This window comes from Sphingomonas gellani (genome assembly GCF_900110035.1).
In the GTDB taxonomy this organism is placed as follows: Bacteria; Pseudomonadota; Alphaproteobacteria; order Sphingomonadales; family Sphingomonadaceae; genus Sphingomonas; species Sphingomonas gellani.
In genome coordinates this window covers 243,345-269,280 of the sequence record NZ_FOCF01000003.1, presented here as the reverse complement: position 1 = coordinate 269,280, position 25,936 = coordinate 243,345, and the positions used below count along the sequence as shown (strand labels likewise).

Annotated in this window: 31 protein-coding genes; 12 read left to right on the top strand and 19 right to left on the bottom strand. The window is 68.0% G+C overall.

The window, feature by feature from the left end:
- Positions 1-5 precede the first annotated feature (5 nt).
- Both BMX37_RS08160 and aroC read left to right on the top strand, forming a co-directional pair.
- Positions 6-374 (top strand): hypothetical protein, encoded by a 369-nt coding sequence (locus BMX37_RS08160; protein ID WP_093665235.1) that lies wholly within the window; start codon positions 6-8, stop codon positions 372-374.
- Positions 375-414: 40 nt separating this feature from the next.
- Complete coding sequence (aroC, locus tag BMX37_RS08155; protein ID WP_093665234.1) at positions 415-1,503, top strand: chorismate synthase; 1,089 nt, start codon at positions 415-417, stop codon at positions 1,501-1,503.
- A 53-nt stretch (positions 1,504-1,556) separates the two neighbouring features.
- On the opposite strand, the gene BMX37_RS18775 is transcribed toward aroC, so the two are convergent.
- Both BMX37_RS18775 and BMX37_RS08145 read right to left on the bottom strand, forming a co-directional pair.
- Positions 1,557-1,928, bottom strand: coding sequence for a hypothetical protein (locus tag BMX37_RS18775; protein ID WP_170841894.1), 372 nt, complete (start codon positions 1,926-1,928; stop codon positions 1,557-1,559).
- 432 nt (positions 1,929-2,360) lie between these two features.
- Positions 2,361-3,650, bottom strand: a complete 1,290-nt coding sequence (locus tag BMX37_RS08145; RefSeq protein ID WP_093665232.1) for an adenylosuccinate synthase — start codon at positions 3,648-3,650, stop codon at positions 2,361-2,363.
- 159 nt (positions 3,651-3,809) lie between these two features.
- On the opposite strand from BMX37_RS08145, the gene BMX37_RS08140 reads away from it, so the two are divergent.
- Complete coding sequence (locus tag BMX37_RS08140; protein WP_244501455.1) at positions 3,810-5,009, top strand: PQQ-dependent sugar dehydrogenase; 1,200 nt, start codon at positions 3,810-3,812, stop codon at positions 5,007-5,009.
- Positions 5,010-5,016: 7 nt separating this feature from the next.
- Here BMX37_RS08140 and BMX37_RS08135 read toward each other — a convergent pair whose 3' ends face one another.
- From BMX37_RS08135 to BMX37_RS08120, 4 genes are all read right to left on the bottom strand, one after another.
- Positions 5,017-6,117 (bottom strand): ATP phosphoribosyltransferase regulatory subunit, encoded by a 1,101-nt coding sequence (locus BMX37_RS08135; protein ID WP_093665231.1) that lies wholly within the window; start codon positions 6,115-6,117, stop codon positions 5,017-5,019.
- On the bottom strand, positions 6,114-6,779 hold the full coding sequence (locus tag BMX37_RS08130) for a TIGR02466 family protein (RefSeq protein ID WP_093665230.1): 666 nt from the start codon (positions 6,777-6,779) through the stop codon (positions 6,114-6,116). The genes BMX37_RS08135 and BMX37_RS08130 overlap by 4 nt, the downstream gene beginning before the upstream one ends.
- Positions 6,780-6,825: 46 nt before the next feature.
- Complete coding sequence (gene serA, locus BMX37_RS08125; protein WP_093665229.1) at positions 6,826-8,403, bottom strand: phosphoglycerate dehydrogenase; 1,578 nt, start codon at positions 8,401-8,403, stop codon at positions 6,826-6,828.
- 96 nt (positions 8,404-8,499) lie between these two features.
- On the bottom strand, positions 8,500-9,660 hold the full coding sequence (locus BMX37_RS08120; protein WP_093665228.1) for a phosphoserine transaminase: 1,161 nt from the start codon (positions 9,658-9,660) through the stop codon (positions 8,500-8,502).
- 196 nt (positions 9,661-9,856) lie between these two features.
- On the opposite strand from BMX37_RS08120, the gene BMX37_RS08115 reads away from it, so the two are divergent.
- The 3 genes from BMX37_RS08115 (at position 9,857) to BMX37_RS18770 (ending at position 11,705) form a co-directional block, all read left to right on the top strand.
- Complete coding sequence (locus tag BMX37_RS08115) at positions 9,857-10,498, top strand: extensin family protein (RefSeq protein WP_170841893.1); 642 nt, start codon at positions 9,857-9,859, stop codon at positions 10,496-10,498.
- A 68-nt stretch (positions 10,499-10,566) separates the two neighbouring features.
- Entirely contained in the window at positions 10,567-11,454 is an 888-nt protein-coding gene (locus BMX37_RS08110) for an LOG family protein (protein ID WP_093665227.1), read from the top strand.
- Between the two features lie 86 nt (positions 11,455-11,540).
- On the top strand, positions 11,541-11,705 hold the full coding sequence (locus BMX37_RS18770; RefSeq protein WP_170841892.1) for a hypothetical protein: 165 nt from the start codon (positions 11,541-11,543) through the stop codon (positions 11,703-11,705).
- Between the two features lie 139 nt (positions 11,706-11,844).
- Here the strand turns inward: BMX37_RS18770 and BMX37_RS08105 are convergent, their stop codons facing one another.
- The 13 genes from BMX37_RS08105 to flgB form a co-directional block, all read right to left on the bottom strand.
- On the bottom strand, positions 11,845-12,750 hold the full coding sequence (locus tag BMX37_RS08105; RefSeq protein WP_093665226.1) for a flagellar motor protein MotB: 906 nt from the start codon (positions 12,748-12,750) through the stop codon (positions 11,845-11,847).
- Positions 12,751-12,754: 4 nt separating this feature from the next.
- On the bottom strand, positions 12,755-13,618 hold the full coding sequence (gene motA / locus BMX37_RS08100) for a flagellar motor stator protein MotA (RefSeq protein WP_093665225.1): 864 nt from the start codon (positions 13,616-13,618) through the stop codon (positions 12,755-12,757).
- Positions 13,619-13,696: 78 nt separating this feature from the next.
- Complete coding sequence (locus BMX37_RS08095; protein ID WP_093665224.1) at positions 13,697-14,590, bottom strand: flagellin N-terminal helical domain-containing protein; 894 nt, start codon at positions 14,588-14,590, stop codon at positions 13,697-13,699.
- 9 nt (positions 14,591-14,599) lie between these two features.
- Positions 14,600-15,943, bottom strand: coding sequence for a flagellar hook-associated protein FlgK (gene flgK, locus BMX37_RS08090; protein ID WP_093665223.1), 1,344 nt, complete (start codon positions 15,941-15,943; stop codon positions 14,600-14,602).
- Positions 15,940-16,308 carry a rod-binding protein gene (locus BMX37_RS18485; protein ID WP_139198052.1) on the bottom strand — a complete coding sequence of 123 codons (369 nt, stop codon included), beginning with the start codon at positions 16,306-16,308 and terminating at the stop codon, positions 15,940-15,942. Before BMX37_RS18485 ends, flgK begins: the two co-directional genes overlap by 4 nt.
- Positions 16,305-17,417, bottom strand: a complete 1,113-nt coding sequence (locus BMX37_RS08080) for a flagellar basal body P-ring protein FlgI (protein WP_093665222.1) — start codon at positions 17,415-17,417, stop codon at positions 16,305-16,307. The genes BMX37_RS18485 and BMX37_RS08080 overlap by 4 nt, the downstream gene beginning before the upstream one ends.
- Positions 17,418-17,466: 49 nt before the next feature.
- Entirely contained in the window at positions 17,467-18,165 is a 699-nt protein-coding gene (locus tag BMX37_RS08075; RefSeq protein WP_093665221.1) for a flagellar basal body L-ring protein FlgH, read from the bottom strand.
- Positions 18,166-18,180: 15 nt separating this feature from the next.
- Positions 18,181-18,963: a flagellar basal-body rod protein FlgG gene (flgG, locus tag BMX37_RS08070; RefSeq protein ID WP_093665220.1), complete on the bottom strand. Its 783-nt coding sequence runs from the start codon at positions 18,961-18,963 to the stop codon at positions 18,181-18,183.
- Positions 18,964-18,974: 11 nt separating this feature from the next.
- The gene (locus BMX37_RS08065; protein WP_093665219.1) at positions 18,975-19,721 is read right to left on the bottom strand and encodes a flagellar basal body rod protein FlgF; all 747 of its coding nucleotides are present in this window, start codon (positions 19,719-19,721) and stop codon (positions 18,975-18,977) included.
- Positions 19,722-19,744: 23 nt separating this feature from the next.
- Positions 19,745-21,007, bottom strand: a complete 1,263-nt coding sequence (locus tag BMX37_RS08060) for a flagellar hook protein FlgE (RefSeq protein WP_093665218.1) — start codon at positions 21,005-21,007, stop codon at positions 19,745-19,747.
- Positions 21,008-21,031: 24 nt separating this feature from the next.
- On the bottom strand, positions 21,032-21,718 hold the full coding sequence (locus BMX37_RS08055; RefSeq protein ID WP_093665217.1) for a flagellar hook assembly protein FlgD: 687 nt from the start codon (positions 21,716-21,718) through the stop codon (positions 21,032-21,034).
- A gap of 4 nt (positions 21,719-21,722) precedes the next feature.
- Positions 21,723-22,136, bottom strand: coding sequence for a flagellar basal body rod protein FlgC (gene flgC / locus BMX37_RS08050; protein ID WP_093665216.1), 414 nt, complete (start codon positions 22,134-22,136; stop codon positions 21,723-21,725).
- Between the two features lies 1 nt (position 22,137).
- Positions 22,138-22,482 (bottom strand): flagellar basal body rod protein FlgB, encoded by a 345-nt coding sequence (flgB, locus tag BMX37_RS08045; RefSeq protein ID WP_093665215.1) that lies wholly within the window; start codon positions 22,480-22,482, stop codon positions 22,138-22,140.
- A gap of 219 nt (positions 22,483-22,701) precedes the next feature.
- On the opposite strand from flgB, the gene BMX37_RS08040 reads away from it, so the two are divergent.
- From BMX37_RS08040 to BMX37_RS08015, 6 genes are all read left to right on the top strand, one after another.
- Complete coding sequence (locus BMX37_RS08040; protein ID WP_093665214.1) at positions 22,702-23,349, top strand: MotA/TolQ/ExbB proton channel family protein; 648 nt, start codon at positions 22,702-22,704, stop codon at positions 23,347-23,349.
- Positions 23,346-23,867, top strand: coding sequence for a hypothetical protein (locus BMX37_RS08035; protein ID WP_093665213.1), 522 nt, complete (start codon positions 23,346-23,348; stop codon positions 23,865-23,867). The genes BMX37_RS08040 and BMX37_RS08035 overlap by 4 nt, the downstream gene beginning before the upstream one ends.
- Positions 23,864-24,376 (top strand): flagella basal body P-ring formation protein FlgA, encoded by a 513-nt coding sequence (locus BMX37_RS08030; RefSeq protein ID WP_093665212.1) that lies wholly within the window; start codon positions 23,864-23,866, stop codon positions 24,374-24,376. The genes BMX37_RS08035 and BMX37_RS08030 overlap by 4 nt, the downstream gene beginning before the upstream one ends.
- 67 nt (positions 24,377-24,443) lie before the next feature.
- On the top strand, positions 24,444-24,731 hold the full coding sequence (gene flgM, locus BMX37_RS08025; protein ID WP_093665211.1) for a flagellar biosynthesis anti-sigma factor FlgM: 288 nt from the start codon (positions 24,444-24,446) through the stop codon (positions 24,729-24,731).
- Entirely contained in the window at positions 24,724-25,038 is a 315-nt protein-coding gene (locus BMX37_RS08020) for a flagellar protein FlgN (protein WP_093665210.1), read from the top strand. Before flgM ends, BMX37_RS08020 begins: the two co-directional genes overlap by 8 nt.
- Before the next feature lie 67 nt (positions 25,039-25,105).
- Positions 25,106-25,933, top strand: coding sequence for a flagellar biosynthesis protein FlgJ (locus tag BMX37_RS08015; protein WP_093665209.1), 828 nt, complete (start codon positions 25,106-25,108; stop codon positions 25,931-25,933).
- Positions 25,934-25,936: the final 3 nt, after the last annotated feature.

Here is a 25,936-nt window from a genome sequence, read left to right as displayed (position 1 = left end):
CGGCCGTGCTAACCTATTTCGCCTGTTTCGCCGCCGTGATCGGGTACTGGGCATGGCAGCGCAGCCGATACGAGCGCCGCCTGATTGCCCCAACCGCGCAGGCGCATGCCCTCGCGGATGCCGCGGCGATGGCGCTGGTGATCGCCCTATTGTGGGTGGGCGGGTCGGCGGCGGCGCGCTGGGGCATCGTCGCCGCGCAGGGGTTGCCGGGGGCGACGATCGGCGCGATCCTGGGCGTCATCCTGTCCGACCCGCTGCGCCAGGCGATCCTGCGCGGTTCCCGTCAGGGACGAAATGTCAGCACGCTGCGCGATGCGAGCCGGCCGGCAGGTGTCGACCCCCGCAAAGACGATCTTCCGCCCCCACGCGACTGAACGGGGTTGCGGGCCGCACCGGGCGGGCTATCGCTGCGGCATGAGTTGGAACAGCTTCGGCCGCATCTTCCGCTTTTCGACCTGGGGCGAAAGCCACGGCCCCGCGATCGGCGCGCTGGTCGACGGGTGCCCGCCAGGGATCGCCTTGTCCGAGCAGGATATCCAGCCGTGGCTGGACAAGCGTCGCCCGGGCACCAGCCGCTTCACCACGCAACGCCGCGAACCCGATCAGGTGCGCATCCTGTCCGGCGTGTTCGAGGGACGCACCACCGGTACGCCGATCAGCCTGATGATCGAGAATGTCGACCAGCGTTCCAAGGATTATGGCGAGGTCGCAAAGGCGTACCGCCCCGGTCATGCCGATTATGCGTACGACGCCAAATACGGCTTTCGCGACTATCGCGGCGGCGGGCGCTCCTCGGCGCGCGAAACCGCCAGCCGCGTGGCGGCCGGCGCGGTCGCGCGACTAGTGGTGCCGGGCGTCCGTATTCGCGCCTGGGTGGAGGCGATCGGTGGCGATGCGATCGACCCGACCGCGTTCGACGACGCAACGATCGATTCGAACCCCTTTTTCTGCCCCGATCCGGTCGCCGCCTTGCGGTGGGAGGAACTGGTCGACACCGCCCGCAAGGCCGGATCGTCCCTTGGCGCCGTGGTGGCGTGCGAGGCGACGGGCGTGCCCGCCGGCTGGGGCGCGCCGCTTTATGCCAAGCTGGACGCGGAACTCGCCGCGGGTGTGATGTCGATCAACGCGGTAAAGGGGGTTGAAATCGGCGACGGCTTCGCGGCCGCTGCGCTGAGCGGTGAGGACAATGCCGATCCGATGCGCCCCGGGCAGGACGGCCCCCGCTTCCTCGCCAATCACGCCGGCGGCATCGCCGGAGGCATCGCGACCGGACAGCCGATCCGCCTGCGCGCCGCGTTCAAGCCGACCTCTTCGATCCTGACACCTGTCCCGACCGTCACCCGCGAGGGCGAGGCCACCGACATCGCCACGCGCGGACGACACGACCCGTGCGTCGGCATCCGCGGCGTGCCGGTGGTGGAGGCGATGGTGGCGCTGGTGCTGGCGGATCAGGCTCTGCTTCACCGCGCGCAGTGCGGCGCTGACGCCAACATGGGTCAGTAAAGGGAACGTAAACCACGCTGTCTTGTTGAGCTCCCACGAAATATTGGGAGAACTCACATGCGTAGCATTGCCATGATCGCAGCGGGCGCGCTGCTCCTGCCGGCCGCCGCAATGGCGCAGACCACCGCTGGTGGCACGACCGGGACGATGGGCGCCACCACCGGAACGTCGGGCACCACCGGCACCGGGATGTCGACTGCCCCGCAGACCAGCACGACCACCGCGACCCGGTCGTCCAGCCGCCGTGGCACCACCACCGGCACCCACCGCGGCAGCGCCACGACGTCCGGCTCCACGATGACCGGCCCGACGACCAATGGGTCCACCACCACCGGCGTCGACTCGTCCACCACCACCACGACAGGTACGATGGGTAGCGGTACGGCGGGCACGACGACCGGCACGATGGGCACGACCGGGACCATGGGCACTGGAACCATGGGGACGACGGGGTCTGGGACCATGGGTTCGGGTACCACCGGAACGATGGGTACCGGGACGACGGGTTCGACCACCACCGGCGGAACCACGTCTCCCCGCTAAAACGATGCGAAGGGCGCGCTTCGGCGCGTCCTTTCTTCGTTCTCCAAGACGAGAGGGTTTGCCGCTGAATTGCTGTCAGCGTCGGAGCAGTGATTCTCTAGGTTAATCGAAGTTACCTTCGGATCAGCGAGAGCGACAGACAGCTTTGTCAGCCCTCCGTAATTAAGCGTAGCGCGTAGCCTCTAACAACGGATCATGGCCAGCGTGTCGAACGTCCGCGCGCAGCTAACTCAAGCGCAGCCGCCGACGGCACGCCACCGCCTACTCGCAGTGCCGAGCCTTGAGCCCACCGACCGCACCGCTGACAGCCGATATCAATCGGCGAACGGGTCCCGCACCAGGATGGTGTCCGCCCGCTCCGGGCTGGTCGACACCAGCGCCACCGGACAACGGATCAGCTCCTCGACACGGCGGATATACTTGATCGCCTGCGCCGGCAGCTCGGCCCAGCTGCGCGCACCAGCCGTGGTGTCCTGCCAGCCCTCCATCGACTCATAGATCGGCTCCACGCGTGCCTGATCCGCGGCGTGCGATGGGAAGTAATCCAGCACCTCGTCGCCCAGCCGATACCCGGTGCAGATGCGCACCTCGTCGAAGCCGTCCAGCACGTCCAGCTTGGTCAGGGCGATGCCGGTAATACCGCTGACGGCCGCCGACTGGCGCACCAGCACCGCGTCGAACCAGCCACAGCGGCGCTTGCGCCCCGTGACCGTGCCGAACTCATGGCCGCGCACGCCTAGCCGCTCGCCCGTCTCGTCGTGCAATTCGGTCGGAAAGGGCCCGGACCCGACGCGCGTCGTATAGGCCTTAGCGATGCCGAGCACGAAGCCGACCGCACTCGGCCCCAGGCCGGAGCCGCCCGCCGCCGCGCCCGCGATCGTGTTGGAGGAGGTGACGAAGGGGTAGGTGCCGTGATCGATATCGAGCAGCACGCCCTGCGCGCCCTCGAACAGGATGCGCCGGCCGGCCCCACGTGCCTCGTTCAGGTCGCGCCACACCGGACGTGCGAAGGGCAGCACGAAATTGGCGATCGCCTTCAATTCCGCGACCAGCGCGTCGCGGTCGATCGGTGCTTCTCCGAAACCGGCACGCAGCGCGTCGTGATGTGCGGTCAGCCGGTCCAGCTGCGGCCCCAGCGCGTCGAGATGCGCCAGATCGCAGACCCGGATCGCGCGTCGCCCGACCTTGTCCTCATAAGCGGGGCCGATGCCACGCCGGGTGGTGCCGATCTTGCCCGACGCGCTCGCATCCTCTCGCAGTCCGTCCAGATCGCGGTGGAACGGCAGGATCAGTGCACACGTGTCCGCGATCCGCAGCGTGTCGGGCGTCGCAACGACGCCCTGTTCCGCCAACCGCGCCACTTCATCGCGGAGCGCCCATGGGTCCAGCACCACGCCGTTGCCGATCACCGAAGGCGTTCCGCGCACGATCCCCGACGGCAGCAGCGACAGCTTGTACGTCGTCCCGTCCACGACCAGCGTGTGCCCGGCATTGTGGCCGCCCTGAAAGCGCACCACCATGTCGGCCCGGCTGGCGAGCCAGTCGACGATCTTGCCCTTGCCCTCGTCGCCCCACTGCGCGCCGATGACTGCTACGTTGGCCACACACCGTTCCTCGTTGTTCGGCCCGCGATTAGGGAAGGTGGGCGGCAGGGTCCACGCCTTATTTGCCAGGCGGCGGACCTGCCCGGGATGGCCGCGCGCGGAACGAGGGCGCGGGCGACGCGTAGGTACCCCAGAGTCTATGCGCGAAGGGACCGCAACATGCGCCCATGGATCTTTGGCACCTCGCTTGTCGCACTGGCGATGCTCGCCGCCTGCGGAGCGGACGGAGAGAACAGCGATGCCCCGGTCGCGGGCTTGCCCGGTGGCACCCCGACCCCGACCCCTGCGCCCACCCCGACACCGACGCCCGCCCCCTCACCGGCACCGACACCGACCGCTTCGGTCAGCCAGCGCAGCGTTGCGACGTTCGACAATCCATGGGCCATGACCTTCCTGCCCGACGGGCGGATGCTGGTGACCGAGAAGTCGGGTCATCTCCAGCTGGTCACGCAGACCGGGACCAAGACGGAGGTCACGGGCGTCCCGACCGTCACCTATTCGGGACAGCTGGGGTTCCAGGACGTCGTGCTCGACCCGGAGTTCGCCACTAACGGCCGTATCTGGCTGAGCTATGCCGAACCCGCGACCGGTGGACAGCGGCTGGCGGTCGCGCGCGCGACGTTGGTGACGACGGGGACGCCGCGACTGGACGGGCTGGCTGTGATCTGGCGCGCGACGCCCGCCACCACCGGCGGACAATTGGGCGCGCGCCTGGCCTTTTCCCCCGACAAGCGCTTCCTGTTCATCTCCAGCGGCGAACAGCAGCAGGGCACGCCTGCCCAGGACATGTCGGGTACGCTGGGCAAGATCATCCGCATCGCGGTCGACGGGTCCGTCCCGGCGGACAATCCCTTCGTCACGACGGCGGGCGCACGGCCGGAAATCTGGTCGCTGGGCCACCGCAACCCCTATGGCCTGGTGTTCGCCAGCGACGGGCGCCTGTTCGAAAGCGAGATGGGGCCGGCCGGTGGGGACGAGTTCAACCTGATCGAACCGGGCCGCAATTATGGCTGGCCTCGTGTGTCGGAGGGCGACAATTACGACGGCACCCCGATCCCGCGCCATGCGACGGACACGCGCTACACCCCGCCCTTGACCAGCTGGACGCCGGTGATCGCGCCGGGCGGGATGATCCAGTATCGCGGCACCCCCTTCATCGGTTGGACCGGCGATTTCGTCCTGGCCGGCCTAGTCGCGCAGGGGCTGGTCCGCGTCCATGTCGACGGCAACACCGCGCGGGAGGCCGCGCGCCTATCCCTCGGCGCCCGCATTCGCGAGGTGGAGGAAGGGCCCGACGGATCGATCTGGGTGCTGCAGGATGGCAGTGGCGGCAAGCTGATCGAGCTGACGCCGAACTAGCCCCCGGTCAGACCGGCTGGACGCCCCCGCCCTGCCAGATATGGGTCGCGAGTTGCGCGCCCGGCGTATCGTCCGCATCCAGCGCCGCCACCGTCACCCAACCCTGCGCACGCAACGCGGCGCCATCGCCCGGCGGCGTGCCGAACGGCAGGAACAGGCGCCGCCGTTCGGGTCGCGGCGCGCCCGCGACCAGCGCGTCGGCATAAAGCGAAAAGCCGGTTGCCGCTTCCTCGCTCCCATCGTCGCGCACCACGGTATAGGTGCCGCCACGCCCCACCTCGCGCTGGGCGCCCGACACGAACAGCGAGAAGCCCAACCAGGACTGGAACTCGAACCCGTGCCGCTCGGTCGGGTCCAGCGTCAGCGTGACGTCGCCGCCGATCCCCGCGGCGATCGTCTCCAACCCGTCGAGCCGGCTGGCCAGCGCACCCGCCACGTCCAACGCACGCAGCCGCTGCATCGCGGTCGCGAACGGCCCCGCCGCCTCGATCAACGGCAGATAGTCCGGCGCGATCGCGGCCACCGCACCGGCATCCTTCGCGTCCAGCCGGTCGCGCAGCATCGCCACCCTGTCCGCCGCCACAGGGAGCGGTCCGCCGGCCAGCACCTCGACCAGATCGGGCAGCGTGAAATCGATCGACACCCCGCCGGCACCGGCGGCAGACAGCGCCTCCACCGCGATGCCGACGATCTCCTGCGCCGCGACGACCGAGTCGAGCCCGATCAGCTCCGCGCCGATCTGTCGCCGCTGCCGCGCCGGGGCGAGTTGCCCGCCGCGCAGCTTCAGCACTTCGCCGGCATAGCTGAGCCGCACCGGGCGCGGATGGTGGCCCATGCGTGTCGCGGCGATGCGGGCGATCTGTGCGGTCAGGTCGGGGCGGATCGCCAGCGTCTGCTGGCTGATCGGATCGACGAAGCGCACCGCATCGGTCAGGCCACCCGCCTTCAACCGCGATGCGAGCCCCTCGGCGAACTCGGCCAGCGGGGGCGCGGCGCGCTCATAGCCATAGCTGGCCGCGACGCGCAGCACCGCCGCCTCCGCCGCCGCCTCCGAATCGGCAAAGGGAGGCAGGGCGTCGCGGAACCCCTCGGGCAGCAGCGCGGTCATGCCGCCTTCTCCCGCGCGTACAGGTTCATCGCGATGGAGATGCGGTCCCGTAAGCCCCGATGCGGCCGCACGCCGTGGCGCAGATAGCCGGGAAACAGCACCAGATCGCCCGCGCCGGTCGTCACCGTCCGCTCATGGGATTGCGGCCGGCCATCGGCGCCGATCGCGCGGAAACCGGGAAAGGTCATCAGGGGCATGGGAAAGCGTGGGTCCTCAAGGTAAAGCTCGCCGCCGGCATCCTCGCCCGGATCCGCACCGCGATCGACATAATAGACCGCCGCCCACAGCACCCCGGGATGCGCGTGGCTCATGTTGAGCGCGCCGGGTGGCGAGACATTGGCCCACATGCGCACCGACCAGTCGATGCTGGCCGGATCGCGATCCTCGAAATGCGACAGGCGGCGGGCGGCGCGTATGGCGGCGTCCGCCACCCGCTCCGCCGGCGCGCCGCCCCATTCCAGCATGTCGGTGCGCGAATGCCAGCCGCCGATGTTGGAGCGATTCAGCCCCTCGTCCGCCGCCATTCGATCACGGATGGCTGCTGCCAGTTGCGCGTCGATCGCGCCATGATCGGCGACATGCGCGGTCATCACCACCGTTTCGAACAGCGGCAGCATGTCGGCCTTCAGGCGCAGCATGTCGGGTCTGGCGGCGGGCGGCATCCCGCGCGCCTAGCCCGCCGCCGCGCCCGAATCCACTAGCGGGCGATCAGAAGTTCAGCCCCATCGCGGTCTTCACCCCCGGCAACGCCTTGACCCGCGCCAGCAGTTCGCCCGTGACCGGCTCGTCCACCGACAGCAGCAGCACCGCCTCGCCCCCCGCGGCGCGCCGGCCGAGGTGGAAGGTGCCGATGTTCACGCCCGCCTCGCCCAGCGTCGTGCCGAGCCGGCCGATAAAGCCGGGCGCATCGACATTGACCACGTACAGCATGGCGCCGGTCAGGTCGGCCTCGACCTTGATGCCGAACAGTTCGACCAGGCGCGGCGCCTGATCGCTGAACAGCGTCCCCGCGACGGAGCGCTCCCCGTCCTGCGTCGTCACGCTGACGCGCAGCAGCGTGTGGTAATCGCCCTCGCGCTCGGTCCGCACCTCCCGCACCGCGATGCCGCGGTCCTTCGCCAGCAGCGGCGCGTTGACCATGTTGACGGTCGCGGTCTGGGTTTGCAGGAACCCGGCCAGCACGGCGCTGGTGATCGGCTTCTGGTTCAGCATCGCCGCCGCCCCCTCGGCCTCGACGGAGATCGCGGTGATCGCCCCGGTCGCGAGCTGCCCGACCAGACCGCCCAGCTTTTCCGCCAGCGCCATGTACGGCTTCAGCTTGGGGGCTTCCTCGGCGGACAGGCTGGGCATGTTGAGCGCGTTGGTGACGCCGCCCGACACCAGGAAGTCGGCCATCTGCTCCGCCACCTGGATCGCGACGTTGACCTGCGCCTCGGTCGTGGATGCGCCCAGATGCGGGGTGGAGACGAAGTTGGCCGTCCCGAACAGCGGGCTTTCCTTGGCCGGCTCGGTCACGAACACGTCCAGCGCCGCGCCCGCGATGTGGCCCGAATCGAGCCCCGCCTTCAACGCCGCCTCGTCGATTAGGCCGCCGCGCGCGCAGTTGATGATGCGCACGCCCTTTTTCGTCTTCGCCAGGTTGTCCGCCGACAGGATGTTGCGCGTCTGGTCGGTCAGCGGCGTGTGCAGCGTGATGAAGTCGGCGCGGGCGAGCAGCGTGTCCAGCTCGACCTTCTCCACGCCCATTTCCAGCGCGCGTTCGGGCGTCAGGAACGGGTCGAACGCCACCACCTTCATCTTCAGACCGCGCGCACGATCGGCGACAATGGAGCCGATATTGCCCGCACCGATCAGGCCCAGCGTCTTGGCGGTCAGCTCCACGCCCATGAAGCGGTTCTTTTCCCACTTGCCAGCCTGGGTGGAGGCATCCGCCTCCGGCAGCTGGCGGGCGAGCGCGAACATCAGCGCGATGGCGTGTTCGGCGGTTGTGATCGAGTTGCCGAAGGGCGTGTTCATCACGACCACGCCTTTTGCGGAGGCGGCGGGGATGTCGACATTGTCGACACCGATGCCGGCGCGACCCACGACCTTCAGGTTGGTGGCGTGTTCGAGGATGTCCTTGGTCACCTTGGTCGAGCTGCGGATCGCGAGCCCGTCATATTCACCGATGATCGCCTTCAGCTCATCGGGCGTCTTGCCGGTGATCTCGTCCACCTCGACCCCGCGCTCGCGGAAGATCTGGGCGGCCTTGGGGTCCATCTTGTCGGAAATCAGTACCTTGGGCATGGGAATGTGTCTCCACCCGGCGCAGGCCGGGGTCCTGGAAAGCGGTGCCGCTTTGGGCGGTGGATCCCGGCCTGCGCCGGGACGATGCGAAAGGAGTCAGGCCGCCTTGGCGGTCGCGTAGGCCCAGTCGAGCCAGGGACCGAGCGCCTCGATATCGGCGGTGTCGACGGTGGCGCCGCACCAGATGCGCAGGCCCGGCGGGGCGTCGCGATATCCGGCGACGTCGAACGCCGCGCCCTCCTTTTCGAGGAGGGAGGCCATCTTCTTGATGAACGCCTCGTCCGCGCCGTCCACGGTCAGGCAGACGCTGGTTTTCGACCGGGTCGCCGGATCGGTGGCGAGATGGCCCAGCCAGTCGCGCGCATCCACGATCGCGTCCAGCGCGGCGGCATTGGCATCCGACCGAGCGATCAGCGCGTCCGCGCCGCCCAACCCCTGCGCCCATTCCAGCGCGAAGATCGCATCCTCGACCGCCAGCATCGAGGGCGTGTTGATCGTCTCGCCCTTGAACACGCCCTCGGCCAGCTTGCCCTTGGACACCAGGCGGAACACCTTGGGCAACGGCCAGGCGGGAGTGTAGCTTTCCAGGCGCTCGACCGCGCGCGGGCCGAGGATCAGGACGCCGTGCGCCCCCTCCCCGCCCAGCACCTTTTGCCAGGAAAAGGTCGCCACATCGATCTTGGTCCAGTCGATATCGTACGCGAACACGCCCGACGTCGCGTCGGCGAAGCTCAGGCCCTCGCGGTCCGCCGGGATCCAGTCGGCGTTCGGCACCCGCACGCCGCTGGTGGTGCCGTTCCAGGTGAACAGCACGTCGTTCGACCAATCGACCTGCGTCAGGTCGGGCAGCTGGCCGTAATCGGCGCGGATCACGATGGGATCGATCTTCAGCTGCTTGACCGCATCGGTGACCCACCCCTCGCCAAAGCTTTCCCAGGCGAGCGTGGTGACCGGGCGGGCGCCGAGCATGGTCCACATCGCCATCTCGAACGCGCCGGTGTCGGAACCGGGAACGATGCCGATGCGGTGCGTGTCGGGCAGGCGCAGCATCTCACGCATCAGCGCGATGCAGTGAGCCAGGCGATCCTTGCCCAGTTTCGATCGATGGGAACGGCCGAGCGCGGCGGTGTCGAGCCGGTCGGCGGACCAGCCGGGCGGTTTCGCGCAGGGACCGGAGGAGAAAAAGGGGCGCGCCGGCTTGCTGGCGGGCTGTGCGATGGACGCACGGGTAACGTCGGAAACGGCAGTATCAGTCAATGCAACTCTCCTTACAGAGAGCACGCGCGGCGTTGGGACCGCGTGGCCCGTCGACGGGGGTACAGAGGACCATCCCGCCGGGCAAGCGGGATTCGGCGCGAACTTCGCTCCTTTTGTCACCGCGACCTTGAGCCGGGCGCGCCGCTTGCGCATGGACACGCGGGTGAGGCGTTCGCGAAGAAGGGGATGCCGGATCATGTCCGGCATGGTGGTGGTCGTTGCGGCAATGTTCGCGGCCGCCTGTGGCCGGGTAGAGCGTCCGGCGGAACGGCGCGCGGAGCCGGAGCGGGTGCCGCTCCGCGAGACCGCGCAATGCCTGCGCGACCTGGACGCACAGGGCATCGCCTATCGCCGCCTGCCGGATAAGGCGACCGGTCCCGGCTGTGGCCTGTACGGCACGGTGCAGCTGCTAGACATCGGCGTGCCCGTGAACAACCTGACCGCGGTCCGCTGCGGCGCAGCGCGGGCGTTCAGCGCCTGGGTCCGCAACGCCGCCGTGCCCGCCGCCTATCAGATCATGGGATCGGAACTGGCGCGGGTGGACACGATGGGCAGCTATGCCTGCCGCAACGTCGTCGGCACGGCCGGGATCGGCAACCGACGGTCGGGCCACGCCCTTGCCAACGCGATCGACGTATCCGCCTTCGTGCTGAAGGACGGGCGGCGGATCAGCATCGTCGGCGACTGGAACACGCCCGACCCGGCCACGCGCACCTTTCTGCAGACCGTCCGGCGTTCCGCGTGCCGGCGGTTCGGCACGGTGCTGAGCCCCGACTACAACGCCGCGCACCGCGACCACCTGCACCTGGAGGACGACCACGCCGCGTTCTGCCGGTAACGGCGCGCGGAGCCGCCGGCATCCGCCCCGTCTGGACAGGTGTAACATTGCGGGCGTAACGCCCCGTGATGACTGATCCACGAGTACCATCGCGTGTATTCCCGCGCGCCAAGCAGGACGCCGAAGCGGCCGCGCACATCGCGACCCACACGCCGCAGACCGAGAACCCGGCCTATCGCCTCGCCTTCCAGGACATGGACTTCCTGCTGCGCGAGGATTTGCGACCCGTCCGTTTCCAGCTCGAACTGCTGAAACCGCAGCTGCTGCTGAACGAGGCGAACATCGCCTCCACCTTCGTGATGTACGGCTCCGCCCGTATCCCGGAGCCGGAAAAGGCGCACGCGCTGCTCGAACTGGCAACCGACGACAAGAGCCGCCGCATCGCCGAGCGGCTGATCGCCAAGAGCAAATATTACGACGTCGCCCGCGAGCTGGCGGCCAAGGTGTCGCGCCTGCCGCGCGATGCGGACGGCAAGCGTCAGTTCGTGGTCTGCTCCGGCGGCGGTCCGTCGATCATGGAGGCGGCCAATCGCGGCGCGGCGGATGCCGGGCAGGAATCGATCGGGCTGAACATCGTGCTGCCGCACGAACAGGCGCCCAATCCCTACGTCACGCCCTCTCTCAGCTTCCAGTTCCATTATTTCGCGCTCAGGAAGATGCATTTCCTGCTGCACGCACGCGCGCTGGCAGCGTTTCCGGGTGGCTTCGGCACGTTCGACGAACTGTTCGAGCTGCTGACCCTGATCCAGACGGGCAAGATCGCGCCGATCCCCGTGCTGCTGTTCGGGCGCGAGTTCTGGGAACGCGTGGTCGATTTCGATGCTCTGGTCGAAGAGGGCGTGGTGTCCGAACGCGACCTGGGCATCTTCACCTATGTCGAAACCGCCGACGAGGCGTGGGACGCGGTGCAGACCTTCTACCGCAACCGCGAAAAGGCGGAGGCGGAACAGGGCTGATCGCGCGCGGGAAACGCTTTCGATCGCGGCCGCTTACCTGCCGTTAACGAGCGGCGCGGCATCGCGGGCGCGAGAAGGAGCGTCCCATGTTCCACGATCCCGAAGCATTCCAGCGGCCACGCGCGTTCGACCGCCTGCGCCGCAAGATGCTCGCCCCCGCCCCGGCGCACCCGGCCGGCGCCTCCGTCGCTCCGGGCGAGTTGATCGCGCGCATCGATGCCATGCTGAAGGACCGATCCCCGGAACGGTGACCCGCGCCGGCGCGGCGTGGCGCCCGCCGGTCCCACCACGCCAGCAACACGAGAAACCGCGCACCCGGTCGTCCCGGATGCGCGGTTTTTCTGTTGTCGCTGAAATCCCCTGCGCCCGTCCCGCGCCGCTGCGCGTGATCTATTGGCCGAACCCGCTGCGGCGATAGAGCAAGGTGATCGCCACGCGACGGTTGCGTGGGTCGGCGGGATTGTTGGCGATCATCGGCTCCCGGTCCGCGACGCCTTCGATCCGCTCGAACCGCGATTCCGGGATGCCACCGCTCGCCAGTCGGCGGCGCGTCGCCTCCGCCCGGCCCGACGACAGCATCCAGTTGTTCATGGCGCGCGGGTCGCCATAGGGCACGCTGTCGGTATGGCCGCGGATCATGATCGGGTTGCCGGTCGCGCGGATCACCTCCGCGATCTTGCCGATCAGCTCCGACGCACGCGTATCGAGCGCAGTGGTACCCAGTGCGAACATCGAATAATCGGCGTCGTCGACCAGGTCGATGCGCATGCCCTGATCGGTCATGACGAAACGAACATGGTTGGCCAGCTTCGCCAGCTCGCGCTGCGCGGCCATCTGGCTGAACACCTTGCGGCGCATCGCCTCGAAATTCTTGCGATCCTCCGCACGGGTCTGCGGGTTGTTGAGCGATCCGCGATTGCCCGTGCCCGCCTTCGGCCCGCCGCCCGCCGTCGTGTTCGGCTGCGCCATGAACTGCATGGTGCTGGCACCGGAATTGGTGCCGACACCGGGGGCCTGCGCGGCGGACTGGCCACCCATCACGCCCTGCCCCCCGATACCCAGCGCACGCGTGTCGAGCAGCGTCGGCGCGAAATAGTCCGCGATACCCTTGCGCTGCTTTTCGGTCGTGGCGCCGAGCAGCCAGAGCAGCAGGAAGAACGCCATCATCGCCGTCACGAAGTCGGCATAGGCGACCTTCCATGCGCCGCCGTGATGGCCGCCATGGCCATCGGCGATGATCTTCTTGACGATGACGATCTTGGGCGGCTCGTTGCGCCCATGGGGAGCCTTTGCCATCGGATCAGCGCCCGCGCAGCCCGTCGAAGACTTCGGCGAAGCCGGGCTGGTTCTTGTGCGCGATGCCGGAGCGCGCAGCCTCAATCACCAGCGGCTGCGGATGGCCGTGCAGCGAGGCGATGATGATCTGCTTCACCGTGTGGTAGATCGCGGCATCGGCGTCCAGCACCTGCTTCAACCGTCCCGCCAGCGGCGACACGATGCCATAAGCGAGCAGCACGCCCATGAAGGTGCCGACCAGCGCCGACCCGATCATGCCGCCCAGGATGGCAGGCGGCTTGTCGATCGAACCCATGGTCTTCACGATGCCCAACACGGCGGCGACGATGCCCAGCGCGGGCAGCGCATCGGCCAGGCTTTGCAGCGTGCCGTGCGGCCCCTCCACCTCGTGGTGGTGGGTCTTGATGGAATTGTCCATGACCTCTTCGACCGCATGCACGTCGAGGGTGCCCGACGACACCACCACCAGGCGCAGCGTGTCGGCGATCAGGTTGACCAGCGTGTGGTCGGCCTGGAGGCGCGGATATTCGGCGAACACGGCGGAGGACTTCGGATCCTCGACATGCGGCTCCAGCGCGATCGGCCCTTCGGTCCGCAGCATCTTCATCAGCTTGCTGACCAGGAAGATGACGTCGAGATAATCCTGCTTCTTGTACTTCGGCCCCTTGAACACCTTGGCCAGGCCGCCGCCCATCGCCTTCAGCTCCGCACCGGAATTGCCGATGATGAGCGCGCCGACAGCGGCGCCGCCGATGATGATGAGCTCGTGCGGGATCGCCTCGAACACGGGGCCGAGCGCGCCGCCGGTGAAGGCGAAGCCGCCGAACACCATCGCGAAAAGAACAACAAGACCGATTGCCGGAAACATGGCTGGCTATCTATCCCCCGGGATTGCGAGGAACAGTGTTAACCGGAGAACGTAGCCATCCGGTTACCGGCGCGCGCGTTATTTCAGATAGTCGAACAGCGACAGGCTGGACAGCTTGGTGAAGCTGGCCTGGGTCGCCGACAGGACGGTCATCGTCTTTTGCAGCTCGGCGATCGCGCTGGTGACGTCGACGTCCTCCACCGAGGACCGCAGCGCGGCGCGGTCGGTGTTCGACTGGGTCAGCAGCGTCTGTTGCAGGTCGACGCGCGCCGCGCGGGCACCGACGGAGGCGCGCACGGTCGACACCTGGTCGTTCGCATCGTTCAGGTCGCCCAGCGCGTCCTTCACGGTGTCGCCGACGTCACCACCGCCCTGCAACGCGGCCGCCAACTTGGCGATCACGCTCAGCGTGTCCTTGCCCTTAAAGGTGAACACGCGTTCGGCCGACTCGTTCGCCTGAACCGTCTGACCATCGCCGATCGGGATTTCCGACACGTTGGTCTTGGCGTAGGAGAAATTGCCCTGCGCATCGCGCGACACCGCCGGCGTGCCGTCGGGCGTGCCGAACAGCGGCTGGCCGCGCACGTCGGACGTGTTCGCCAGGCCCTGCAGGGCGCCGACGATGGAGCCCAGCTCGTTGCCGATGATCGACCGGGTCGCGCCGTTCTGCGTGCCGCTGGCCGCCTGGATCGCGAGTTCCAGCGCGCGCTGAACCTGGCTGGCGATCTGTTTCAGCGTGCTGTCCGTCTGGCTCAGCTGCGAATCGGCCAGCGTCAGGTTGGTGCCATAGACCTTGGCATCCGAGTCCATCCGGTCGAACTCGGCCGACTGCTGCGACAGCACCGGGTTCTCCGACGGCGTCTGGATCTTCTTGCCGGTGGAGATCTGCGTCTGCAACAGGGTCGCGCGGTCGTTCAGCGCCGTCATCCGCTTGGACGACGTGTCGTAGAACATGCTGGTGGATATCTGCATGGGCGGCGCTTACCGAATTTCGAGAATGGACTGGAAGGTGTCGCGCGCGACCTGGATCACGCGGCTCGATGCCGAATAGGCCTGCTGGAACCGCATCAGGTCGACCGCCTCCGAATCGAGGCTTACGCCGGTCGTCGTCGACAACGTCGTCAGCGCGCCCTGGCGGATCGCGGCCTGCGCATCGGCGATGGTGTTCTTCTGATCGATCGCGCTCGCGGTGGAGGTCACCAGCGCGGTGGTGTTCGCCTCGAACCCCTTGGCCACGCGGTCGACCTGCAACATCGCCAGGTTGGATGCATCGCGCACGCCGCCGCCCCGCGCCGACGCGGCGATGCCGCGCCCGTCGGTCATCGCGACGGTGATGTCGGTCGCGTCCGCGCCGGTCGCGAACAGGGGGCCGCCGGGCTTGCGATCCAGGTCGTCGCCGCTGGCCTGCACGTCGTTGACCGTCTTCACGAAACTGGTGGCGATGTCGTTCAGCGTGGTGCGCGCGGCAGCGATCTTTTCGGCGCCGTCGACCAGACCGGCGATCGCGCCGCCCTCCGTCGCCAGCGGCGTCTGATCTCCGCCGAACGCGACGGAAAAGCTGACCGCGCCCTCCGCGTTGCGGCGATAGGACACCGCGCCGGCCTCCGTCATCCACACCAGCGTCGGACCGTTCGCGCCGCCCGCCTTCACCGTCGCGCGCCCGACCTGGTCGAAGGTGGCACTGACGGTGGAGATGTCGCTCATCTGCTGAAGGATCTGGTCGCGCTGGTCGGCCAGCTGCGCCGCCGCAGCCGTGCCGGGCTGGGTCCGGCCCAATCCGTCGTTGATCCGCGCCAGAGAGGTGGCGAACGAGGTCAGGTCGCGCGCGGCGTTCAGCGCGGACGCGTCGAAATCCTGGTCGATGCGGTCGAACGCATTGCCGGTGGCGGTGAACGCCGCCGCCGTGGTGGTGGCGGTACCGAGCAGATTGGCGCGCAGCGCACTCGATGTCGGGTCGGCCGCCAGGCTGCTGGCGGCGGAGAAGAACGAGGTGAGTCGGTTGGAAACCTGATCGCCGGTCAGGGCCGACTGGATGCGGCCCAACCACGTCGTGCCCGTAGTTGTGCGCGACAGGTCGGCGCCGGCGGAGCGGACCGCCTGGCCGGCGTAGACGTCGGTGGAACGGGCGATGCCGCCGACCGCGACGCCCATGCCGGCGTCCATGCGCGTGGCACTCAGCCCCTGCCCTGCCGATACCTCCTTCAGCTCGACGGATCGGCGCGCATAGGTGCTGCTCCCCGCGTTGGCGATGTTTTCGCCCACTGTGGACAGCGCGGTCTGATACGCGCGGACGCCGGATGCGCCGATGGAGAGCAGATCGCTCATTTCGGCGGGCTAGTGCCTGGCTGGTTAAGATTCGGTTTAGAAGCGTCAGCCTCGGCAAGTTTTTGCGATTTCGACAGAAACTCCGTCATCGCCTTGCCGATTCCCATCGGTGCATGCTGCGCCATGGTCTTTGCGATCTGCGCATCCTGCATCTCGCTGAACGTGTCGATCGCCTTCGAGTCGAACAGCGGATCGGCCAGTTTCGCCTGTCGCATCGACTTCAGCATCATGCCGGTGAACACCGCCTCGAACTTCTCGCCCGCCGCCTTCAGGTTGGCGCCCGATTTCAGCCGGCTGGTGTCCGTGGAGATGCCGGCGGTCGGCGTCGGCGCCGCGGCGTTCGGGACGGCGGGAATGTCGCTCACAGGACGATCAACTCCGCCTTCAACGCGCCCGCTTCCTTCAGCGCCTCCAGGATGGCGACCAAGTCGGCGGGCGACGCGCCGATCGCGTTCACCGCCTTCACCACATCGGCCAGCTTCGGCCCCGGAGCGAGCAGGAACATCGGACGACGCTCCTCCTCCACCGCGACGCCCGACTTCTGCACGGCGGCGGTCTGTCCCTGGCTGAAGGGGGCCGGCTGGCTGATGCGCTGGTTCTCGTCGATGCGGACCGTCAGCTTGCCATGGGTGACGGCGGCGGGTCCGACGCGCACGGCGGAGTTGATGACCACGGTGCCGGTGCGCGCGTTGACGATCACCTTGGCCGACGGTTCGGCGGAGGCCACGTCGAGGTTCTCGATCGCGCTCATCATGGATGCGCGCACGTCGGCGCCGACCGGCGCCTTGACGGACACGGACACCGCGTCGAGCGCCTCGGCGCTGCCGAAGCCCAGCTTCCGGTTGATCGCGGCGGCGACGTTCTGCGCGGTGGTGAAGTCGGCGCGCTGGAGGTTGAAGGTCAGCGTGGGCGCCGTGTCGAAGCCGGTCGACACCGCGCGCTCCACGGTCGCACCTTCGGGAATGCGGCCGGTCGAGGGGATGTTGACGACGATCTTCGACCCGTCCGCGCCCTCCGCGCCCAGGCCGCCGACGGCCAGGTTGCCCTGTGCCATCGCATAGATCTGCCCATCCGCGCCGAGCAGCGGGGTCATGATCAGGCTGCCGCCGCGCAGCGACTTCGCCTTGCCCATCGATGCGACGGTGATGTCCAGCCGCTGGCCCGGCTTGGCAAAGGCGGGCAGCTCTGCGGTGACCAGCACCACGGCCGCGTTCTTCATGCCCGGATTGGCACCCGGCGGTAGTTGCAGGCCGAACCGGCTCGCCACCGCCTTCAGGCTCTGCACCGTATACTCCAGATTGTCGTCGCCCGTGCCCGGCAGGCCGACCACGATGCCGTAACCGGTCAGCTGGTTGGCGCGGATGCCCTGGAACCCGCCCAGGTCCTTGATCCGGTCGGCATGTGCCGGGCCGCTGAACGCGACCACCCAACACATGGCGAAGATGCAGGCAAGCAGGGTGCGAAACGTCTTCATGATGCCGATCCTGGCGCGAACATGGTTACCGGGCCGCTAACGAGCGGGGTCAAAAGGGCGAAACAGTCTGGAAAAAGCGCGACAGCCAGCCCTGGCGTCCGGCGCGGGCGACATCGCCCTTGCCGGTATAGGCGATCTGCGCATCCGCGACGCGGGTGGAGGCGACGCGGTTGTTGGCGTCCACGTCGGCGGTGCGGATCAGCCCCTTGATGCGGATGAACTCGTCGCCGCGGTTCAGCGTGACGCGCTTCTGACCCTGGACCAGCATGGTGCCGTTCGGGAACACCTGCGCCACCGTGACGCTGATCTCTCCGGTCAGCGAGTTGGCCTGGTCGGACGTGCCCGCGCCGTTGAAATTGCGCGAGCCGCTGGCGCCGATATCGCTGTTCTTGAACAGCGACAGCGGGCCGGTGCTGGGCGGGGTCAGGCCGAAATCGCCGGTCGAGCCCAGCTTGGACGAGGACGATTTGGACGCCGCCGTCTTTTCCACCAGCACGATGGTGACCGGATCGCCGACACGACGCGCGCGCCACCCCTCGTACAGCGCGGCATAGCCGTTGTCGGCCTGGAAGATCGCGCCGGTGGCGATCACCGGCGGTGCGATCGGCACGGCGGCGGGATGCGTGGTGGAGAAATCCTCGGGCGGTGCCTTCTTGCCGAACAGGCCAGCCAGGGCCGGCGACGGCGCGGCGACCGCCAGCATGACGACCGGCAGAGCGAACAGCGACAAACGGAATGAGCGGATCATGGCGTGCAAAACCGATCAGATGTTCTGGTTGACGTATTTCAGCATGTCATCGGTGGCGGAGATCATCTTGGAATTGACCTCATAGGCGCGCTGGGTCTCGATCATGTCGACCAGCTCCTCGACCACGTTGACGTTGGACGCCTCCAGCATGCCCTGCCGGACGTTGCCGCGCCCATCCTGCCCCGCGACACCCAGGTTTGCGGCGCCCGATGCGGCAGTTTCCAGCAGGTAGTTGTCGCCCTTGGACTGAAGACCGGTGGCGTTGGGAAAGCTGGCGACCTGGATCTGCCCGATTTCTGACGACTGGCCGTTGACCGTCGCGGACACGGTCCCGTCCATGCCGATGGTGACGTTGGTCGCCCCTTCGGGCACGGTGATGCCGGGCATCACCTGATAGCCCTCGCTGGTGACCAGCAGCCCCTCGGGCGAGCGCGAGAAGTTGCCGGCGCGGGTATAGCCCAACTGGCCGCCGGGCATCTGCACCTGGAAATATCCGTCGCCGTCCAGCGCCAGGTCGAAGCTGTTGCCCGTCGTCTGCATCGACCCCTGCGTGTCGATGCGCGCCGTACCCTGGATCTTCACGCCGGTGCCGAGGTTCAGGCCCGTCGCATACTTCGATTCGGACGACGACGCCGCGCCCGGCGCGGTGACGACCTGATAGGCCAGCGTCTCGAACGAGGCGCGATCCTTCTTGAACCCGGTCGTGTTGACGTTGGCCAGGTTGTTGGAGATCACCCGCATGCGCATGTCCTGGGCGTCGAGCCCGGTGCGCGCGATGTGCATGGCGGAGGAGGACATTCGTTTCTTCCTTAGCTCGGCAGGCGCATGATCGATGCGCTGCTTTCGTCCATGGACTTGGCCTCCTTCATCAGGTTGGCCGTGACTTCGTAGGACCGCTGGTTCTCGATCATGTCGACCAGCGCCTGCGTCATGTTGACGTTGGACCCTTCCAGCGCGCCGGACGTCAGCTTGGCGTCCATGTCGTCGGGCAGCGTACCGCCGCCGCGCACCTTCAGCAGGTTGTCGAGGCCCTTCACCGTGTCGGTGCCCTTGGCGGACACCATCTTCAGCTTGTCGACGATCTGCGGCTCGCCCCCTTCGGGCGGGACGATGGAGATGGAGCCGTCGTTCGCGATCGACAGCGACTTGTACGGCGGCAGGCTGATCGGACCCGATCCACCCTGCACGATGAACCCGTCACCGGTCTGAAGGACGCCGGAGGGGGAAACCTCCAGGTCGCCGCGACGCGTATACGCCTCCGACCCGTCGGCGGACTGTACCGCCAGCCAGGTGTCGTTGCCGTTCATCGCGACGTCCAGCGGGCGGCCGGTGGTCTGGATCGTGCCGGGCGTGCGGTCGGCGTCCGTCACCTCTTCGGAGGTCGGCGCGCGCGCCTGCAACGTCGCGCCGCCACCTTTCAGGTCGATGCGGTCGAACACGACGCGGTCGGCACGAAAACCGGTGGTGGACGCGTTCGCCATGTTGTTGGCGATCGCCGCCTGCGCCGCCATGTGCGCGCGCAGGCCCGTCGCCGCAGTGTAGACCAGCTTGTCCAATTACGTGCTCCCGCTTCCTGCGATCAGCTGCGGATGTTGAAGATGGTCTGCGAGATCTGGCTCTGCGTATCGAGCGCCTTGGCATTGGCCTGGAAGTTCCGCTGTGCCGCGATCAGCGCGACCAGTTCCTCCGTGATGTCGACGTTGGACCCTTCCAGTGTGCCCGACATCATGTTGCCGTACCCGTTCTCGTTCGCGGCACCCATCTTGGCGTTGCCGGAAATGCCGGTCGCCGACCAATAGCTGTTGCCCAGCTGCTTCAGCCCGGCGGGATCGGTGAAGTTCGCCAGCGCGACCTTGCCCAGCTTCTTGGTGTCGCCGTTGGAGAAGCTGGCAGTCAGGACGCCGTTGGTGTCCACGGTGACGCCCGCCAACTGGCCCGTCGCCTTGCCGTCCTGGCTGCGCGTGCCGACCGAAAAGACCGACGACAGCTGCGTCGATCCGGTCAGGTCCAGCTTCAACGTCTGGTTCGAGGCACTGCCGGCCGGAACATAGGCGTCGAACGTCGTCGCGCCCGTCGGCGAAGTCAGCTTGCCCGAGGTAAAGGTCAGCTGGGTCGGCGCGGTCGAGCCGCCGGTCTTCATCGGCTGGTCGCCGACATAGGTGTACACGGACCAGTTGCTGGTCGGATCGGTATCGGTCGACGCCTTGGTCCGGACGAAATAGCTCGTCATCGTCTGGGCGTTGCCTGTCGCGTCATAGATCGTCGTCGCAGTGGAATTGTTGAACGTCGACGGGTCGGCACGATCGAACGTCTTGGTGCTGACGGCGCCAGTCGGGGACAGGTTGACGCCCAGAGTCACCGACTTGGTCGCGACCGGGATGCCGCTGCTGTCGGGCAGCTTCACCGGGGTCAGGCCGTCCGCGCCGGTGGCGGTGACGTTGCCCTCCGCATCGACCGGATAGACCTGCAGGTACGAACCCTGTGCATCGACGATGTTGCGCTGCGGATCGATTTGGAAACTGCCGTTGCGCGTGTACGCGGTTGCCGACGCATTGCCGCTGGTCTTCACCGTGAAGAACCCGTCGCCGGAGATCGCCAGATCCAGCGACGACGACGTGGTGGTCAGGTTACCCTCACCGAATTGCTGGCGGTTGCCCTTCACCACCACCCCGGACCCGACCATCTTGGTGGGGTCCACCGCGACGGACGAGGCCATCACGTCGGCGAAGTCGGTGCGGCTCTTCTTGAAACCGGTGGTGGCGACGTTGGCCAGGTTGTGGCTGATGACCGACATGTCGGTCTGGGACGCCTGAAGGCCGCTGAGCGAATTGTAGAAGGACATCGGGAATAGCTCCTGGAATTGGGCTCAGCCGGCCGAACGGACGGCGGACAGGGCAACGGCGCCGATGCCGCTGACCTGAAGGGTGGGATCGCCCGTGGCGGGCAGGGAAACGGATTCGACCGGGGCCCAGACCAGGCCGCGGCTTTTCACCGTGGTGCCGCCGTTGGCGGCCGCCACGGTCACCGCGAACGGCCCGGATCCGGCCTTTTCGCCGCTGTCGGTGGTGCCGTTCCAGTCATAGCTGGCGGTGCCGGCCTTCTGGTTGCCCAGCTTGATCGTCTTGAGGATGTTGCCGCCGGCGTCGGAGATGGTCACGTCGACGTCGGTCGCATCCTTGTCCAGCTCCACCGCACCCGCGATGCCGCCGGTGGTGCGGCCATAGGCGGTGGTCCCTTCGGTCAGCACCGTCTTGCCGACATAGGCCATCGCATCGGTCGCGGACGTGCCGCCCAGCTTGGTCGCGATCGCCGACAGCTTGGTGTTCATCTCGCTGATCCCGGCAACGGACGAGAACTGCGCCATCTGCGCGATCATCTGAGTGTTGTCGGTCGGGTTGAACGGGTCCTGATTCTTCAGCTGCGCGGTCATCAGCGTCAGGAAATCGGACTGGTCCAGCGTCGTCTTGCTGTTCTTGATCGCGGCGGCGGCATTCGTGTTGTTCGTGGTGCCGACGCCCGGCGTGATCAACGAGGATGCGGTTGCGGTGGTCATCGGATCAGCGGCCCATCTTGAGGGTGTCGATGATCAGCGACTTCGCCGTCTGCATCACCTCGACATTGTTCTGGTAGGAACGGGCGGTCTCCATCATGTCGACCAGCTCGCGGGTTTCATCGACCGCCGCGTCGAAGACGTTGCCGTCCTTGTCGGCCATCGGGTTGGACGGATCGTGGCGCTTGGTCGGCGCCTCGCCGGCGGTGACCACCTTTTCCACGTCAACGGTCGCCATGCCGCTGGCCTGGTCGAACGAGGTGCGGAACACCGGCTTCATGGACTTGTAGGCGTCCGCCTCCGACCCGGCGACGCCGCCGGCATTGGCCAGGTTGGACGCGGTGGTGTTCATGCGGACGAGCTGCGCCGACATGGCGCGGCCGGCGACCTGAAAGATCGTCATCGGCTGGGCAGCGGCCATCTTATTCCCCCTTCAACGCGCGGGTGACCTGGCTGATGCGTCCGTTCAGGAACGACAGCGTGGTCTGGTACTGCACGGCATTTTCGGCGAACGCGGTCTGTTCCTGGTTCAGCTCCACCGTGTTGCCGTCCATCGTGGTCTGGTTCGGCACGCGGAACTGCACCGCCTTGGCAAAGGCGTTGTCGCCGCCATTCTCGACCGCCGCGAGGGCGGAGCCGAAATTGATGTCGCGCGCCTTGAAGCCCGGCGTGGACGCGTTGGCGATGTTCGACGCCAGCAGCCCCATGCGCTGCGAGCGCACCTCCAGTGCCGCTCCGTGAACTCCGAACAAACTGTCGCCAGCCATGGCAATGATCCCATGCGCCCGATTGCGCGTGCCCTGTCCAAAGCAATGGGCGTGCCAAGTCGTGTGTAGAGCCGGAAAACACGTGCATGACGCGCTCTGGCCCGGTCAGGCGGCAACCGTTTGCCGGGTGGGCGGCAATGTTGCCGGGCCACGGCAAGCGCATCGCGTCCGGCAGGCTGGTTAACGAAACTGGCCCGCGCCTTGCAAAGCGGTTCGCGCATGACCCCCGCGACCTTTCTCGATCCGCTAGCCTTTGCCATCGTCGGTGGCGGCACGCTGCTGGCGACGCTGCTGCGCAACCCGCTGGCCGATGTCGGCCGGGCGGTGGCCGCGCTCACCGTGCTGCCGCGCCGCCGTTTTTCCGCCGATCCGCTGCTTGAACAGCTTGCCGCGCTCAGCCGCATCGCCAAACGCCACGGTGTCATCGCGCTAGACCGGTCGGTGATCACCGATCCCGATCTGAACGCGGGCATCGCCGCGATCGTCGACGGCGCCGACCCGGCGGAGGTGGAGCGATGCGTCGTCCATGCACGGCGCGCGCGAGTGGAGCGGCACCTGGCGGCGGCGGAGGTGTGGGCCGGTGCCGCCGATGCCGCACCCGCGATGGGCATGGTCGGCACGCTGGTCGGACTGGCCGGCATGTTCGCCACCATGACCGATCCCGCGGCGATCGGGGGTGCGATGGCCGTCGCGCTGCTGGCGACATTATACGGCGCACTGCTCGGCAACCTGGTTGCTCAGCCCGTGGCCGTACGCCTGCGCGCGCGTGCCCGCCGCGAAGCCTTCGAGCGTCAGCGGATCGAGGCACCCCTGGTCGCGCTCGCCATCCGCGAGGCCCCGCGCCCGCTGCAAAGCGTCGCCGCATGACGGACGACTTCTTCCCCGAGGCGCCGTCCGGCCGCCCGCTCTGGCTGGTGACGCTGGCCGACCTCGCGCTGCTGTTGCTCGGCTTCATGGTGCTGACCCAGGCTGCCCGGCTCGACCGCCACGCGCTGGCAAAGGGTCTGCGCGACGGGTTCGGGCAGCAGGCGGACGCGAGCGCGCCGGCCATGCCGGTTGCATCGAGCGGCGTCGCCTTCGCCGTCGGGTCCGCCAATCCATGGTCCACCGCCGAGCTGGTCGCCTGGGCACGCGAGGCGGCCCGTGATCCGCGCGTCGCCTTCACCATCACCGGGTCCACCGACGGCAGCGCGGCCGATATCGACGCGCCGACCGGCAGCGCCGCCGTTCTGGCCGCCGATCGCGCGCGCGCCGTCGCCGCCGCGCTGGCGCCGGTCGTGCCGTCGCGTCGCCTTTCCATTCTGACCACCCTTCGGCCCGGCCCCCGCGCCGCGCTGGTGACGCTCGCCTTCGACGGCGAGCCGCAACGGAGTTCCAAGCCATGATCCTGTCGCTGCTTGCGGTTGTCGCATTCCAGAACACCGCCGGCCTCGACCGCGCGGTCGCCGCCTTCACCGGACAGCCGGTCGGCGCGGTCGGCGGCGCGCGCGCAGGTGTGGATCCGCGCCTGCGTCTGGCGCAATGTCCGACGGTCGCGCTGTCCTGGCGGACGGAGGCGCACGATGCCGTCGTGGTCAGCTGTTCCGGACCGGACTGGCGCCTGTTCGTGCCGGTGATCCGGCAAACCCCTGCCGCTCCGGTTGCCGCCGTTGCCGCCGCCGTCCCGTTCGGTGGCGTGAAGGCACCACCCGTCATCAAGCGCGGCGACCCCGTGCTGATCGAGGCGGGCTCCGACGGCTTTTCCATCACGCGAGAGGGCGTCGCGATGGGCGACGCGCCGCCGGGTGGCCGCTTCCTGGTCAAGGTCGACGATGCCAAGGGCCCGGTTCAGGCCGTTGCCGTGGAGAGCGGCCGTGCCACCCTGCCCGGCTGGAGCGCCGCGACAGGCAGCTGATTTTTTTTGCTAAAGCCTGCTCGCATCGGGTCGTTTATGGGTTCGACAGCGGGAAACAGGTGCGGACATGGTCGATCCGATTGGCATAACAGGGGTAAGTGGAAGGGGCCTGACGGTCTCGCGCGTCGCGCCGACCGCTCCGGTGGCCAAGGCGGCGACCGCGAACACGGCAGGCGCGGCCGACACGGCGGCGCTGACCGGCCTCGCCAAGACGCTCAGCGCCGCCGCGCCGGTCGACACCGATCGCGTGGCCCAGGTGAAGAAGGCGATCGCGGAAGGAAACTTCCCGATCCTTCCCGCCACCATCGCCGACCGCCTGATCGCCTACAAGCTCAACTGGAATTCGAATGACTAGGCGTGACGCCCTGATCCGCGTGATCGACGCCCTGCATGCCGAGATCGCGGCGCTGAAGACGAACGACGTCAACGCGCTGGAACGTGCGACCAAGGACAAGCTGGCGGGCATCGAACAGGTCGCCAGCCTGGGCACCGGCCCCGCCGGGCCCGACCTGCGGGAACTGGCGGACGAGGCGAACCGGTTGAACGAGACCTGCCGGATCTACGTCAACCTGATGGCGGCAAATGTTCGCCGCCGCCTGCAAACCCTGACCGGCGATGCCGGCATGGGCGGGTCCGCCCCCGTGCTGCGAGCCTATGCCTGAGCGGTTTGCGCTCCTGACATCCTGAATGCGATGAAACTGGCACAGCCCTTGCTGAGAAGCGGGGGTCATGACCGTTTCTGCCATCTCCACCGGCCGTATCCAGTCCGCCATCGCCGCAGCCGCGCAGCGGACGGGGATCGACTTCGACTACCTGCTGGGCCAAGCCAAGCTCGAATCCGGGCTCAACGCCAATGCGCGCGCCGGCACCTCGTCGGCATCCGGCCTGTACCAGTTCATCGAGCAAAGCTGGCTTGCCGTGGTCAAGAAGCACGGTGCGGAGCACGGCCTGGGCTGGGCCGCCGACAGCATCGGACGTTCGTCCTCGGGCCGCCTGTCCGTCGGTGATGCCGGCACGCGCCGGGCGATCCTGGCGCTGCGCAACGATCCCAACACCTCGTCGCTGATGGCGGCCGAATATGCGTCGGACAACAAGACCGCGATCGAGGCGGCGACCGGGCGCGCCGCGAACGGCACCGACCTGTACATGGCGCATTTCCTGGGTGCCGCCGGCGCGCGCAAGTTCCTGACCGGCATGGCGTCCAACCCGGATGCGAGCGGTGCCGCCCTGTTCCCGCAGGCCGCCGCCGCCAATCGCGGCGTGTTCTTCGAACGCAACGGCAGCCCGCGATCGCTGTCCGCCATCTATCAGCGCTTCGCCGACAAGCTGGGCGATGCCGCCGCAGCCGGTGCCGCGATGAAGGGCCGGGTCGATTACGCCGCACAGGCGCTCGACACGGGTGACGGATCGACGATCGTCACCGGTAACGGCGAAAGCGCGACGGACGCGCTCGCCTGGGCGCAGAGCGTCGGCGATCGCCAGGCGGCCAGCCTGCTGCGCCCCACGCCCGACACGGCGCGCCTCGCCTACATGATGCTCGCGCAGATGGGGGCCTGAACC